Origin of the sequence: Odoribacter sp. N54.MGS-14 (assembly GCF_000980295.1) — a bacterium.
GTDB classification, from domain to species: Bacteria; Bacteroidota; Bacteroidia; order Bacteroidales; family Marinifilaceae; genus Odoribacter; species Odoribacter splanchnicus.
The window spans coordinates 1-14,473 of record NZ_LARL01000078.1 but is presented as its reverse complement, the minus strand read 5'-3'; the positions used below and the strand labels follow the sequence as shown (position 1 = coordinate 14,473).

General features: G+C 45.3%; 11 protein-coding genes. 6 read left to right on the top strand and 5 right to left on the bottom strand.

The genetic code is table 11. The features are described 5' to 3' along the window. The 5 genes from WS42_RS15640 to WS42_RS12755 form a co-directional block, all read left to right on the top strand. Positions 1-196 (top strand): hypothetical protein (locus WS42_RS15640; protein WP_286728594.1); only part of this gene is annotated, 196 nt, incomplete at its 5' end. Between the two features lie 179 nt (positions 197-375). Next, the gene (locus tag WS42_RS12770; RefSeq protein ID WP_046405395.1) at positions 376-1,053 is read left to right on the top strand and encodes a hypothetical protein; all 678 of its coding nucleotides are present in this window, start codon (positions 376-378) and stop codon (positions 1,051-1,053) included. Positions 1,054-1,149: 96 nt separating this feature from the next. After that, positions 1,150-4,914, top strand: coding sequence for a DNA polymerase III subunit alpha (dnaE, locus tag WS42_RS12765; protein WP_046451201.1), 3,765 nt, complete (start codon positions 1,150-1,152; stop codon positions 4,912-4,914). Between the two features lie 105 nt (positions 4,915-5,019). Next, complete coding sequence (gene trxA / locus WS42_RS12760) at positions 5,020-5,337, top strand: thioredoxin (RefSeq protein ID WP_013613130.1); 318 nt, start codon at positions 5,020-5,022, stop codon at positions 5,335-5,337. Between the two features lie 91 nt (positions 5,338-5,428). Then, positions 5,429-6,349 carry a DUF58 domain-containing protein gene (locus tag WS42_RS12755; protein ID WP_046451200.1) on the top strand — a complete coding sequence of 307 codons (921 nt, stop codon included), beginning with the start codon at positions 5,429-5,431 and terminating at the stop codon, positions 6,347-6,349. On the opposite strand, the gene WS42_RS12750 is transcribed toward WS42_RS12755, so the two are convergent. From WS42_RS12750 to rnhA, 5 genes are all read right to left on the bottom strand, one after another. Continuing rightward, positions 6,341-7,651: a peptidoglycan DD-metalloendopeptidase family protein gene (locus WS42_RS12750; protein ID WP_013613128.1), complete on the bottom strand. Its 1,311-nt coding sequence runs from the start codon at positions 7,649-7,651 to the stop codon at positions 6,341-6,343. The two genes, WS42_RS12755 and WS42_RS12750, sit on opposite strands and share 9 nt — an antisense overlap. 51 nt (positions 7,652-7,702) lie before the next feature. Then, complete coding sequence (locus WS42_RS12745) at positions 7,703-9,145, bottom strand: carbon starvation CstA family protein (protein WP_013613127.1); 1,443 nt, start codon at positions 9,143-9,145, stop codon at positions 7,703-7,705. Positions 9,146-9,167: 22 nt separating this feature from the next. Beyond that, positions 9,168-11,423: a ribonuclease R gene (gene rnr / locus WS42_RS12740; protein WP_046451199.1), complete on the bottom strand. Its 2,256-nt coding sequence runs from the start codon at positions 11,421-11,423 to the stop codon at positions 9,168-9,170. 170 nt (positions 11,424-11,593) lie between these two features. Next, complete coding sequence (locus WS42_RS12735; RefSeq protein WP_013613125.1) at positions 11,594-12,562, bottom strand: NAD-dependent epimerase/dehydratase family protein; 969 nt, start codon at positions 12,560-12,562, stop codon at positions 11,594-11,596. Between the two features lie 113 nt (positions 12,563-12,675). Beyond that, positions 12,676-13,161: a ribonuclease HI gene (rnhA, locus tag WS42_RS12730; protein ID WP_013613124.1), complete on the bottom strand. Its 486-nt coding sequence runs from the start codon at positions 13,159-13,161 to the stop codon at positions 12,676-12,678. Between the two features lie 515 nt (positions 13,162-13,676). On the opposite strand from rnhA, the gene WS42_RS12725 reads away from it, so the two are divergent. Then, positions 13,677-14,294 carry an RNA polymerase sigma-70 factor gene (locus tag WS42_RS12725; protein ID WP_049782934.1) on the top strand — a complete coding sequence of 206 codons (618 nt, stop codon included), beginning with the start codon at positions 13,677-13,679 and terminating at the stop codon, positions 14,292-14,294. The last annotated feature ends 179 nt before the right edge of the window (positions 14,295-14,473 follow it).

Genomic DNA, 14,473 nt, shown 5'->3' with positions numbered 1-14,473 from the left:
CTTCGATGAAGCAAGGCGACTTTTAGTTGCACCGGAAGAAGGTGTCCTCCTTGTTTGGTGGAGAGGGTGTATAGTAAAATTTAAAATGCAAAAAAACGCTGATCATTCGGTTTCCGGATTCAAATACATCGACGAAGTTTGTTCCCCCGGACCTAGTGATTTTTTCCTGACCTACACCCTGGAAGAGCCGGATTAAGATAAACTACTTACCGATGTAGTTCAAATGTCTATTATCTATTATTCACTTCTTATTCATCTATTAATTAACTATTAGTTTATTAATAGATAATAATTGGAATATTTGTAGATAATCATGTTTTTACTTACATTTGACAGTCAGGAAAAAGCAAGGAAAAGGTTTAAAATCCAGGAAATATGAAAGTAAAGGATCTGTCACAACCTCTGCTCAGCGGGCGGATGGGCAATCTGATTTATTATGTCCGCAACGGAGTGCAGTGTGTCCGGCGAGCGGAAGTACCGGGAAAAAAACGGAAGAAAGAACGGTCGGATCAGCAAAAAGGAGTGACAGGACGTTTCGCCATCGTACAGGCTTTTTATGCGGCCTATTGCCGCCAAGTGTCACGGGATATCTGGCGGGCAGCTGCCAGGGCGGAAGGAAAAATGGCGCACAACCTGTTCAACTCGACGAACTGCCGGTGTTTCAGCGGAGAGGGGAAGCTTGTGGATTTCGTCAATTTTACTTTTACGAAGGGGTCCCTGCTTTTGCCAAGGGGATTGAAGATAGAACAGGTTGAGGGGACAGAGAGGCGGTTCCGGGTGAGTTGGCAGGAAGAGCGCGAATGGGCCACAGCAACAGGGAGCGACCTCCTGCAAATAGGTGTATTGTACGATTCCCTGCCGTTAGGACCACGGCTGGCAGTGAGCGTATCGGGCAGGCGGCAGGATTTGTGCGGAGAATTCACACTGTCGGAACGGGCAACAGACGGCGCACACGTGTATTGCTTTTTTGCCCGCGAAGACGGAAGCGCTTATTCGGATTGTCAATATTTCCGGATCAGTGCCATCCCCTCTCATCCACAGCATACAACATGAATGTAATGAAGTGATCCGGAAAGAAAAAATCATCCGGCAATGGATTGTTCGGGAAGATGTTGTATTTTTGTTTACAAATTTAGCAGCTTACAAACGATGAAATTTACCCACTTCCACGTCCACTCGCAATATTCTATTCTCGACGGAGCAGCCAGTATTCCAGGCCTGATCGAAAAAGCCAAAGCCGACGGCCAGGCCGCACTAGCACTGACCGATCACGGCAATATGTTCGGGATAAAGTTGTTTTACGACACCTGCCGGCAAAAAGGGATCAAACCCATTTTAGGGTGTGAAGCCTATGTCGCACGGGTATCCTTATATAATAAAGAAAAACCGATCGACCGGTCGGGGGAACACCTGATTATTCTGGCCAAAAACCTCACCGGTTACCTCAATCTCGTCAAGCTCTGTTCGACGGCTTTTTGCGACGGTTTCTACTACCGTCCCCGTATCGATAAAACCCAGCTCGAAAAACATCATGAGGGATTGATCATTTCCTCGGCTTGCCTGGGAGGAGAAATCGATCAGAAAATCATGGCCGGTGATCTGGAAGGAGCTGAAAAAGCAGCTCTATGGTACAAAAATCTGTTCGGCGAAGATTATTATCTGGAAGTGATGCGCCATCCGGCAGCGGATCCCAAACAAAGAGCCGAGATTTACGACAATCAGCAACGCTGTATTCAGGAGAAAATCAAAATAGCCAGAAAACTGAATATCAAACTTATCGCTACCAACGACGTGCATTTTCTCAATGAAGAAGATGCCGAAGCCCATGATCTGCTGATTTGCCTGAACACCCGGAAAGACATCGACGATCCGACCCGGATGCGGTATACCCGTCAGGAATGGTTTAAAACCACCCAGGAAATGATCGACCTTTTCCCTGATCTGCCCGAAGCCATCGAAAACACCCAGGAGATCACCGATAAAGTCGAGGAATACGAACTGGACTCCGATCCTTTGATGCCCGTTTTTCCTATTCCCCCCGAACTCGGTACGGAAGAAGAATACCGGCAAAAATTTTCCCAGGAAGACCTCTTCAACGAATTCACCCGCGACGAGAAAGGAAATGTCGTACTGACCGAAGAAGAAGCCAACAAAAAAATCAAAAAACTGGGCGGATACGACCGTTTATATCGTATCAAACTGGAAGCCGACTATCTGAAAGAGCTGACCATGAAAGGGGTTGTGAAACGCTATGGTGAAAATCCGTCTCCCGAGATCATGGAACGCATTATCTTCGAGCTGCATATCATGAAGACCATGGGTTTCCCGGGTTACTTCCTGATCGTGCAGGACTTTATCCGGGCTGCCCGGGATATGGGCGTAATTGTAGGACCGGGACGTGGATCGGCTGCCGGTAGTGCCGTCGCCTATTGCCTGGGTATCACGAATATCGACCCTATAAAATATGATCTGCTGTTCGAGCGTTTTCTGAATCCCGACCGTATTTCCCTGCCCGATATCGATGTGGATTTCGATGATGCGGGACGGCAACAGGTACTGGAGTGGGTAACGGAGAAATACGGAGCCGACAAAGTGTCGCACATCGTAACCTTCGGCAGTATGGCCGCCAAAATGGCTATTAAAGACGTAGCCCGGGTATTGAAACTGGAATTATCGGAAGCCAACCGGCTGGCTAAAATGGTTCCGGAAGCTCCGAAAATGACTCTGAAAAAAGCTTATAAGGAAAACCCGGATCTCGAGAAAGAGAAGCAATCTCTGAATCCACTGATTTCCAAAACAATACAATTTGCCGAGACCCTCGAAGGTTCTATCCGTCAAACCGGAGTACATGCCTGTGGTATCCTCATCAGCCGGGATCCGCTCACCGATCATATCCCGATCATGCCTACCGAAGGAGAAAGTCTGATGACTACCCAATACGACGGGCATTTCGTGGAACCGATCGGGCTGATCAAAATGGACTTTCTGGGTTTACGTACCCTCTCGATCATCAAGACTTGTCTCGACAATATCAAAAAATCGAAACATATCGTCCTGAATGAAAACGAAATTCCCCTGGACGACGAAGAAACCTTCAAGCTTTTCACCCGCGGAGATACCACCGGGCTGTTCCAGTTCGAGTCGCCCGGAATGAAAAAACACCTCCGCGCCCTCCAGCCCAACCGTTTCGAGGACCTGGTAGCCATGAACGCCCTGTATCGTCCGGGGCCTATGGAGTATATCCCTTCCTTCATCCGGCGCAAACACGGCGAAGAACCCATTGAATACGACCATCCGATGATGGAGCCCTACCTGAAAGACACTTACGGCATTACCGTCTACCAGGAACAGGTGATGCTCCAATCCCGGGCCCTGGGACTGTTCACCCGGGGACAATCGGATACCCTCCGTAAAGCTATGGGTAAAAAGAAGTTCGAATTGCTGGCGGAATTGAAAGGCAAATTCGTCGAAGGTTGTAAAAACAATCCCGATTTTGTCCAGGGAGCCAAAGAAAAAGGAAAAGATGTCGAAGAACTGGTCAACAAAATCTGGGGAGACTGGGAGGCTTTCGCTTCTTATGCCTTCAACAAATCGCATTCCGTTTGTTACGCCTACATCGCTTATCAAACCGGTTTCCTGAAAGCCCATTATCCGGCAGAATTCATGGCAGCCAACTTAAGCAACAACCTCTCGGACATCACCAAAGTAACGGTTTTCATGGACGAATGTAAGCGAATGGGGTTGAGTGTACTGGCGCCGGATGTCAACGAATCTTACAATGACTTTACCGTAAACTCACATGGCCAGATCCGTTTCGGAATGGCCGCCATCAAGGGAGTGGGTGAAGCTGCCGTAGAAAAAATCATCGAAGAACGGGAGAAAAACGGACCTTATAAAGATGTATACGATTTCTTCGAACGAATCGACTATAAATCGGTCAATAAGAAAACAATCGAAAACCTGGTTACTGCCGGCGGACTGGACAGTTTCGGATACCACCGGGCCCAATACCTGCACCTGGTAGACGCAACGACCACAGTACTGGATAACCTGGTGAACTACGGCCAGAAAAACCAGCAGGATTCCATGAACCTGCAAGCCACCCTATTCGGCGAACTGGACGGCTTCGAAGTCACCAAACCGAATATCCCCGACTGCGAACCCTGGCACGACTATGAGAAATCGAAAAAGGAAAAAGAGCTGATCGGTATTTACCTGACCTCCCATCCCCTCGATCCTTATAAACTGGAAATGCAGTTGCTTTGCACGCCTGTAGAAGAACTCAACAGTGGCCTTGAAACTTTTAAAGGCAAAGAAATCAATATCGCCGGTATCATTACCGCCAAACGGGAAGGTAAAACCAAAACCGGGAAAGACTTCGGTATCCTGACCCTGGAGGATTTCAGCGGCACTTACGAACTGGCTTTCTTCGGAAAAGATTATACCGATTTCCGGCAATACTTTATCGACGAGACGGCGATCTATGTGAAAGGGAAAGTAGGGCCCAAATGGGGTAAAGAAGGAAACGAGCTTACTTTCACCATTCAAAAAGTGGGCTTATTGGAAGCACTGACCGAAAATGCAATCCGTTCGATCACTTTACAGGTCGATATTGAAAAACTGACCCTGGAAACGGTCACTGAAATACACGAGCTCTTTACAACCGATGTGAACAGCGAGAGTTATAAAGAAGCCCAGCAGAAAGCGGCCGAACAAAAGACACAGAAGAACAGCGATCCGGAGAATTTTGAAGAACCGGCAACGGTACAAAACGATATTCCCCTGAATTTCATGCTGTTCGACCGTCAGGGAAACAGTGTCAAAATGTTCTCCCGCACTTGTAAGATCAGGCGTTCCCGGGAATTGTACGAATATTTCGAAAACAACGATTCGATCAAAATGAAGATCAACTAGGATAAATTTTAACGTTCTATTATAAGATGAATACTTCGTATACAATAAAATTGTTGTAACTTAGCGGAGCAAAATGGAAATACCAACTTTTAAAAGATAAATACTATGGCAATAGCAGTTAATGATTCTAATTTTGAAGAGGTTGTACTGAAATCAGCACAACCTGTCCTGGTCGATTTCTGGGCAGAATGGTGTGGACCATGTAAAATGATGCTTCCCATTGTTGAAGAAATCTCTGAAGAATTTGCAGGAAAAATTACCGTTGCTAAGGTTGACGTCGACGGCAGCCCAAGCACAGCAGCTAAATTCGGTATCCGTAACATCCCGACTATCCTGTTCTTTAAAGACGGTAAAGTTGCTGATAAACAAGTAGGTGCAGTACCTAAGAATTCACTGGTCGAGAAAATCAACAAACTTCTTTAAATAATTGAAAATTGAGAATCGAAAAATCCGATTCTCAATTTTTTTAATCGTTGCTCTAAAGCCTTTTCTTTATCTTTTCAGGTTTATAGCCATGAACAAGCTCGAAGATATTATCCGCTATGAACAATTCGATAATCTCGAATTCATTGCTTCTCAGATTGTTGCTGGTTTTATCACCGGTTTGTACCGGAGTCCTTATCATGGTTTTTCTGTAGAATTTGCCGAACACCGGGTATACAATACCGGAGAATCGACCAAACACGTCGACTGGAAGCTTTATGCCCGGACAGAGAAGTTATTCGTCAAACAATTCGAAGAAGAGACGAATTTACGGTCGTATCTGGTGCTGGATACTTCTTCTTCGATGTTGTTTCCTTATCCGTCGGCGAAAGTCTCTAAGCTCCGGTTTTCGGTTTATTGTACAGCAGCCTTGATTCACCTGCTCCGGAAACAACGGGATGCTTCGGGATTATGTCTGTTCTCGGACCGGATCGAAGTGTTGACGGATGCAAAATCGAACAGCACCCACATACAGACGATGTACACCCACCTTCAGGAGATTTTGCAAAATCATTCGGTTTCCCTGAACAAACCCACATCGACAGCCCAGGTGCTCCACCAACTGGCGGATACCATACAAAAAAGAGCGCTGGTCGTTATTTTCACCGATATGTTTTCGAACGGAGATACGGAAGAACTCTTTTCAGCTCTCCAACACCTCTGCTATAATAAACACGAGGTGATCCTCTTTCACGTCAAAGACAAACGGATGGAAGAAGCATTCGAATTTTCGAACCGCCCCCATCTCTTTATCGATCTGGAAAGCGGCCGGGAAATCAAATTTTCTCCAAATGAAATCCGGGAGACTTATAAGCAGAAAATGGCCGAATTTTACCAGGAACTAAAACTACGTTGCGGACAACTCCGGATCGACTTTGTCGAAGCCGACATCGACCGGGAATTCCACGAAGTATTATTCCCCTACCTGTTAAAACGCAGCAAATTATATTGATTCATTATCTTCAAAAACGGTTGTATCGACAGGTATTTCTGTATTTTCCTGCCGGACATCCGGAATAAGAGTCAACATGCGGATAACCGAATCCCTGACGACCTCATACCGATTCAAATCTCCGTCTTTCAATGTTTTCTGAGGTTGTGATTTGATTGTCAGCGGATTGATCGGCTTACCGTTTTCATATACCCTGAAATCCAAATGCGGGCCTGTGGCCAGACCGGTAGCCCCGACATATCCGATGACCTGCTTCTGGGCAACATCTACCCCTACTTTGATTCCCTTTTCGAATCGGGACAAATGCATATAGGTCGTCGTATAAATACTATTGTGTCTGATTTTGACGTAATTTCCACCTCCCTTGGCCTGATAACCTTTTGCAATAACCCGGCCTTTCCCGATGGCATACACCGGAGTACCCGTCGGCGCAGCATAATCTACACCGTGATGAGCCCGGTAACGCTTCAACACAGGGTGGAAACGGCTGTTCGAGAAACGGGAAGAAATCCTGAAAAAATCCAAAGGAGCTTTCAAAAAGGCCCCCTCCAAACTCTTTCCTGCTCTGTCGTAATATAATTTTTCTCCGTTCAGTTCGAACGGTATGGCATAATAAGTACTGTCACCATGCCGGAAAGCAGCCCCCAATACATTAAAATTAAGCAAACTCTTCCCATCGACATATTCCTGCTCATAAATCACGCGGAACTCATCCTGTTTTTGAAGACCGAAAAAGTCGATGGTCCACCCGAAAATATTCGATAATACGACGGCCAATTGCGGATCGGCATTGTATTTCGACATGGCCAGCCACAAAGAAGACTCAACAACACCATGCAACTCATTCCTGCGCCATTCGACCGGATTTTCCCCCATCGTCACCCGGTAATCTCCCCGCAAATCAAAAACGACATAAGATTTGGGATCGATTTCATACACAAAATAACAGGTCTCCGGTATACTGTCCCTGGTGGTAAATACCGCATAAGCCTGATCGCTCCTGATCTTACGTACATCGAAGACATCTTTGGATTTTTCTACCAGCCGATGCACTTCTCCCACCGATAAGCCATGTTTCTGCAATATCGTAGAAAGACTTTGATTCCTTTTGACAATACCATAATCCACATCGTAATCATCGATGGGTATACCATATTTATAAGTAATCTCCTTCACTTCAAGCGAATCCGTCACTTCGATCTCATCCAACGGTTCAGTAGTCTCTTTCTTGGGCATAAAAATCACTACTAACAACACGATTCCCAGTAGTGATGAAAAGATAATCTGTTTTTTCTTTGACATTGGTTATTGAGTTATTGGGTTGCTGAGTTATTGAGTTGCTGAGTTGCTGAGTTATCGGGAGACTAAATCACCGGGAGACTGAGGGGTTTTGCTTTTCCATACAGCAAACCAAACGACAGCGATCAGAACACAGAACAACCCGATATAATAAGATACGATCTGAGTCAATCCGAAACCTTCGGGAGCGATACACAGATAGGTCGAACACACACAGGTCATAAACAAAGCAGGAATCAAAGTAATCCAATAGTTTTTACCCGTCTGTACCAGATAAACCGTAATGGCCCAAAGGGTAAAGACGGAGAGGGTCTGATTCGACCAGGCAAAGTACCGCCAGATCATATCGAATCCCGCAGCATCCCGGAGGCTATACAATAACAATCCTATAGCAGCCAGAAACATCGGGACACAAATATACAAACGGCGGCGGATACTTTTCTGTTCCATGCCCATAAAGTCCGCTACAATCAGACGGGCCGACCGGAAAGCCGTATCGCCGGAAGTAATCGGAGCAGCTATCACACCTAAAATCGCCAGAATACCTCCCACCGATCCCAACCAACTTTTCGTAATGGCATCTACAATGACGGAAGCATTGTTTTCGGCCATACCGTTCTCATGATAAAAATAAGTAGCCGCAGCCGCCCAAATCAGAGCCACGATACCTTCCGTGATCATTGCCCCATAAAAAACGGGACGTCCGTATTTCTCACTCTTCATACAACGGGCCATCATCGGCGACTGTGTGGCATGAAAACCGGAAATAGCCCCACAGGCGATACTCACGAACATAATCGGGAAAACGGGCAGATTCGCCGCATTCGGATGGGTATTTTGTAAGCCGTCCCACAACTCCGGTAAAACCGGATGATTGACGTACAGCATGACTAAAATCCCGACAGCCATAAACAACAAAGCAATAGCAAAAATGGGATAAATCTTTCCGATAATCTTATCTACGGGTAACAGGGTTGCCAAAATATAATAAAGGAAAACGACGACTATCCAAAAAGAGGTGTCCAAAGCATCGGGTGTCAGCTTAGCCAGCAAACCGGCAGGCCCGGCAACGAAAACCGCTCCCACCAACACCATCAGGATTACTGTAAAACCACGCATCACCTGCTTGGTGGTCATCCCCAGATAACGTCCGATAATCTCAGGCAAACTTTCACCTCCATGCCGGATCGACAACATCCCCGAAAAATAATCGTGCGTAGCCCCCGCCAGCACACTCCCCAAGACAATCCATAAATAAGAAGCCGTCCCGAACTTAGCCCCCATGATAGCACCGAAAATCGGTCCCAAACCGGCAATATTCAAAAACTGAATCATAAAGATCTTCCAGGTCGGCAAGGGGATATAATCCACTCCGTCGGCCTTTGTCAATGCCGGAGTCGGCCTTTTCGCCTCCGGCCCGAATACCCGCTCTACATAACGGCCATATACAAAGTAGCCGACGACCAGAATCAGCAAACAAATTGTAAATGAATACATAGCTTATCAAGTTTTTACATCCCTATTTTCTCTTTTTTCCTTTCGGTTTATTTTCCTTTTTCCTGCCTTTCGTTTTCGATTTCCGGCCGATATCTTCCCGGCTCTTTCCCAAAGGCCTGATCACCCCTTCTTCGTCTGCTCCCTTAACCAACTCATAGTCCAATTGGCGAGCCACCAGATTCGCTTTAGCCACTTTGATCGTTACCCGGTCTCCCAGTTGATAGATCTTATGGTGATGACGTCCGACAATGCAATAATTTTTCTCATCGAATTCATAAAAATCGTCGTCCAATTCGGTCATCGACACCAATCCCTCACATTTCGAATCTTCCAGTTCGACATAAAATCCCCATTGTGTGACACCCGAAATCGTACCTTCGAAATCTTGTCCGATTTTATCCGCCATAAATTCCACCTGCTTGTACTTGATAGACGAACGTTCGGCATTAGCCGCCACCTGTTCCATATCGGACGAATGCTTACAATATTCTTCGTATTTTTCTTTATTGACCGAGCGTCCACTGTCCAGATAACGTTGCAGCAACCGATGCACCATCACATCCGGATAACGCCGGATCGGTGAGGTGAAATGGGTATAATAATCGAAAGCCAGACCATAATGTCCGATATTATCGGTCGAATAGGCAGCCTTAGCCATCGTCCGTACCGCCAGGGTTTCGATCATATTTTGTTCGGGTTTGTCTTTTACTTCGGCCATCAGGTTATTCATCGAAGAAGTAAGGGCTTTGCGGCTACCTGTTTTCAATCCATACCCGAATTTAGCCACAAAACGGTTGAATTCTTCCAACTTTTCAGGCAGCGGGTTTTCGTGAATACGGTATACGAAAGTAGGTGCTTTTTTTCCACTCTTGGGTTTACCGATCCGTTCGGCCACTTTCTTATTCGCAAGCAACATAAACTCTTCGATCAGCTTATTGGCTTCCTTCGAACGCTTGAAATACACACTCACCGGATGTCCCTTTTCATCCAGGTTGAATTTCACCTCTACCCGGTCGAAATCGATCGCTCCGGCTTTAAAGCGATCCTGACGTAATTTTTGAGCCAAACGGTTCAACAGCAGAATTTCCTCCCGGTAATCCCCTTCGGCACCTTCGATCCGCTCCTGAGCTTCTTCGTAAGTAAACCGGCGATTCGAACGGATCACCGTACGCCCGAACCATTGGTCCAAAACCTGTGCGTCAGCGTCCAATTTAAAAATAGCAGAAAAACACAACTTATCTTCATCGGGTCTTAACGAACAAACCCCGTTACTCAAGCGTTCCGGTAGCATCGGAATGGTCCGGTCGACAAGATATACCGAGGTAGCCCTCGCATAAGCCTCTTTATCGAGCACCGTATTTTCTTTGACATAATAACTGACATCGGCGATATGCACACCGACTTCATACACGCCTTCCTTCAACGTACGGACAGAAAGGGCATCGTCGAAATCTTTCGCATCTTTCGGGTCGATAGTGAAAGTGGTCAATTCGCGGCAGTCGCGGCGCTTGCGGATCTCCTCTTCAGGGATATCCAAAGGGATCTTTTCAGCCGCTTTCAACACATTGGGCGGGAACTTCACCGGCAATTCATATTCGGCCATAATCGCATTCATTTCCGTATCGTTATCCCCGGGACGCCCCAACACCTCGATCACTTCTCCCACAGGATTCTTCTGACTTTCAGGCCAATCTTTGATTTTTACCACCACTTTATCCCCGTTTTCGGCTCCATTCAAATGTTCCGTCGGGATGAACACATCATAGGGCAACTGCTTACCGGTCGGTATCAGGAAAGCGTAATTCGCCGACCGTTGTACTACGCCGACAAAAGTACCTTTCTTCCGTTCCAGGATCTCGACCACCTCTCCTTCGGGGCGGCGGTCACGACTCCGGGCATATACCAAAACCTTCACTTTATCTCCGTTCAGGGCGTGTTTGAGGTTAGGAAAAGCAACAAACACATCCTCTTTACTCTCGTTTGAAATGATATAGGCCGACCCTTTGGCTGTCAACTCGACTTCACCGGTAATATAAGCCCCTCTCTGCCGCATTTTATATCTTCCTGTCGAAATCTCTTCCAACTCTCCTTTTTCTCCTAATTCCCGCAACACTTCCGAGATCTGGCGTTTCATATCCATACTCTTCACCTGCAATCGCATCGCCAACTGCTTATAATTATAACTCTCACCCGGGTGATTACTCATCAGTGCCAAAAGGCGTTTACTCAACTCCGGCTTACTCATGGTCGGCTCGCTTTTCTTTTTATTTTTGCCCATACCTCTTATTTTAGTGCCCTAATTTAGTGTTTTTTTCGATTGATTATACAAAAATCCGGGCAATGAATTATAATTTTCCTCCCGGCCAAGGCCGTTATTTTGTTTTACCGGAGCTAACGAAACAAAAAAGCGGCCCCGGAAAGAGGCCGCTCGTCGTTTTTATAAATCCCTTATTTAATCAATCCCTTATCGAATTTTTCTTTCACTTTAACCAGCATATCGACCGTCATATTCTGAAGGTTGTATTCCGGCTTCCAGCCCCATTCTTCCCGGGCACAAGAATCGTCCATACTGTTAGGCCAGCTATCGGCAATAGCTTGTTTTACCGGATCGATCTGATAATCCATCTTAAAATCAGGTAAGTGTTTACGGATCTCGGCAGCAATTTGCCCGGGTTCGAAACTCATAGCGGCAATATTGAAGCTATTGCGGTGTTTTAAACGGGAAGGATCGGCTTCCATCAACTGTACCACTGCATTGAGCGCATCGGGCATATACATCATATCCATATAAGTACCGGCTTTCACATTACAGGTGAAAGCTCCTCTGCGGATAGCATCGTAATAAATTTCTACAGCATAATCGGTGGTGCCACCTCCCGGAAGCGTGACATAAGAAATCAATCCCGGGAAACGCACGCTACGGGTATCTACACCGAAACGGTTGAAATAGTAATCGCTCAGCAACTCGCCCGTAACCTTACATACTCCGTAAATCGTAGTATTGGAACGTTGCAACGTATCCTGAGGAGTTTTATCTTTCGGCGTATCTTTACCGAAAGCACCGATAGAACTCGGAGTAAACACAGCGCAATCGTTATCTTTCGCAATATTTAAAGAATTCGTCAGCGCCCCGATATTGATATTCCAGGCCAACACCGGATTTTTCTCTCCGGTAGCCGACAATAAAGCCACCAGATTAAAAATCGTGTCGATACCGTATTTTTTGACTATTGCCGTATATTTCTCTCCATCCAAGGCATTCAGCTCTTCGAACGGACCGGCTTCCGCCAAAACTTTACATTTTTCAGCACTGATATCAGCAGCTACAACATTATTATTTCCATAAATGGATCTCAGATGAGGGACAAGTTCAGAACCTATTTGCCCGCCAGCACCGACAATCAATATTTTTTTCATTGCAGATTGAGTTATAATAGTTTCAAACAATCGGGTAGAACACCACTTTATTCTCTGCAAATGTATATAATAAAATCACCCGTTAGACTAAAAATTGAAATATTTTTCAGTGTTTAAATGAAAAGTTTTAAGTTATTATCCTGTTCCGCTTCATAATAGTAATCGATCTGGAGATTAGGCATTTTAGAAGCCTGAACAGCCAACTGGTCACAACGTTCGTTTTCGGGGATATCGGCATGTCCTTTCACCCAGACGAACTTCACCTGATGTTGCCGGTATATAGCCAGAAAGCGTTTCCACAAATCCGGGTTTTTCTTATCTTTAAATCCTTTCTTCTCCCATCCGAACACCCAGCCTTTTTCAACAGCATCGACCACATACCGGGAATCCGAATAAACGACCACCTGCCACCCGGGTTGCTTCAGTGCTTCCAATCCCACGATGACAGCCAGCAATTCCATCCGATTGTTGGTCGTCTTCCGGAATCCGGCCATCAGTTCTTTGCGATACACTCCGGCTTTCAACACAACGCCGAACCCTCCCGGACCGGGATTTCCACTTGCAGCACCATCGGTATATATAATGATCGGATCAGCCATATATAGATTCAGTTCGAATTAGGTGGACAAAAGTAGTAATTAAAACGCAATTTTCCGGCTTTCCGGGAAAACGCCTATAGACTTTCATTCCCGATTAGTTCCAGGCCTATAATTTTCAGTTACCAAAACTTTAAAAGAATCCATTTTTTAATTATAGCGGTTAAACCTGACTTCTGAAACCTTTGTAACCATTGAAACCGCTGAAACTATTTAAAAACAGATATAATTTTTTCTTTCTATTCCGCCATAACACCCTTCATTTTCCGTTAACGCTATTTGGTAAAGGAAGATTTAGAAGGGTTTTATAGTATCAAATATCGGATCACATCTATCAGTATATGGAAATCTAGATTATTTCATCGGAATAATTTCTTATAAGATATTGATTAATCGATTAAGTTAGTTGTTCTTTTTATCTGTTTATTGTATGCAAGACAATTCGGATAGTTCGTTTACATAAGAATAATAAAATGACAAGCTTCTTAAATAGATTAAAAATACGTATATTTGTCCCGATGAATAAGGTTACCGATATAGACCTTCAATGGTATGAAGCTGTCAGACAAGACAACTATCCGGCTTTTGAGAAATTATTCCAGAAGTATTACGATCCCTTGTGCCGGTATGCCCAGGGTTTATTGGCCGATGGTTCACTGGCCGAGGATGTGGTTCAGGATATGTTCATCCACTTTTGGGAAAACCGGATCAAATTGCAGGTGAAAGATTCACTCCGGGCCTACTTCTATACCTGCATCCGCCACCGGGCCCTCAAAAATCTGCAAAAACAGGCCATTGTCCGGAAACATAACCCGAAATTGACCGAATTTATCGAATACCTCCTCCATTCCGAATATTCGGTCGAAGAAGAGCAGGAAATCGAACGGATCAAAGCCATCATGCAGGAGTTACCGCCTCAATGTTTGAAAGTTTTCATGCTGAGTGCTATCGAAGAAAAAAAATATACCGAGATCGCCGACGAACTTTCGATCTCGGTCAATACCGTCAAAACCCATATCTCTAAAGCTTATCGGTTGATCCGGGGACAATTACATTCGGAAGAATCGCTCATTTTGTGGTATTGGCTGATGAGTCAGTCCACCTGCCTGAAAAGCGAAATGAACATCAGGTTATAAAATTTTTATAAAAATGCATCACCCTTTTTTCAGGAAGAGGTATCTTATTATAAAATTTATAAACTAAATTCAAGTATTGTGAAAACAGGTCTTATTATCGGTATATATTTTGCCTTGGTGTGCTGCCGGGAAAAAATACAACCGGCGGTAGTACAGGCTGACTTAAGCGAAGCGGTATA

Excerpts from the sequence above, each read along its gene's own strand:
- rnhA (WP_013613124.1), bottom strand. The coding sequence starts at position 13,161 with ATGGCTGATCCGATCATTATATATACCGATGGTGCTGCAAGTGGAAAT.
- dnaE (WP_046451201.1), top strand. The coding sequence starts at position 1,150 with ATGAAATTTACCCACTTCCACGTCCACTCGCAATATTCTATTCTCGAC.
- WS42_RS12725 (WP_049782934.1), top strand. The coding sequence starts at position 13,677 with ATGAATAAGGTTACCGATATAGACCTTCAATGGTATGAAGCTGTCAGA.
- WS42_RS12770 (WP_046405395.1), top strand. The coding sequence starts at position 376 with ATGAAAGTAAAGGATCTGTCACAACCTCTGCTCAGCGGGCGGATGGGC.
- WS42_RS12755 (WP_046451200.1), top strand. The coding sequence starts at position 5,429 with ATGAACAAGCTCGAAGATATTATCCGCTATGAACAATTCGATAATCTC.
- WS42_RS12745 (WP_013613127.1), bottom strand. The coding sequence starts at position 9,145 with ATGTATTCATTTACAATTTGTTTGCTGATTCTGGTCGTCGGCTACTTT.
- trxA (WP_013613130.1), top strand. The coding sequence starts at position 5,020 with ATGGCAATAGCAGTTAATGATTCTAATTTTGAAGAGGTTGTACTGAAA.
- rnr (WP_046451199.1), bottom strand. The coding sequence starts at position 11,423 with ATGGGCAAAAATAAAAAGAAAAGCGAGCCGACCATGAGTAAGCCGGAG.
- WS42_RS12735 (WP_013613125.1), bottom strand. The coding sequence starts at position 12,562 with ATGAAAAAAATATTGATTGTCGGTGCTGGCGGGCAAATAGGTTCTGAA.
- WS42_RS12750 (WP_013613128.1), bottom strand. The coding sequence starts at position 7,651 with ATGTCAAAGAAAAAACAGATTATCTTTTCATCACTACTGGGAATCGTG.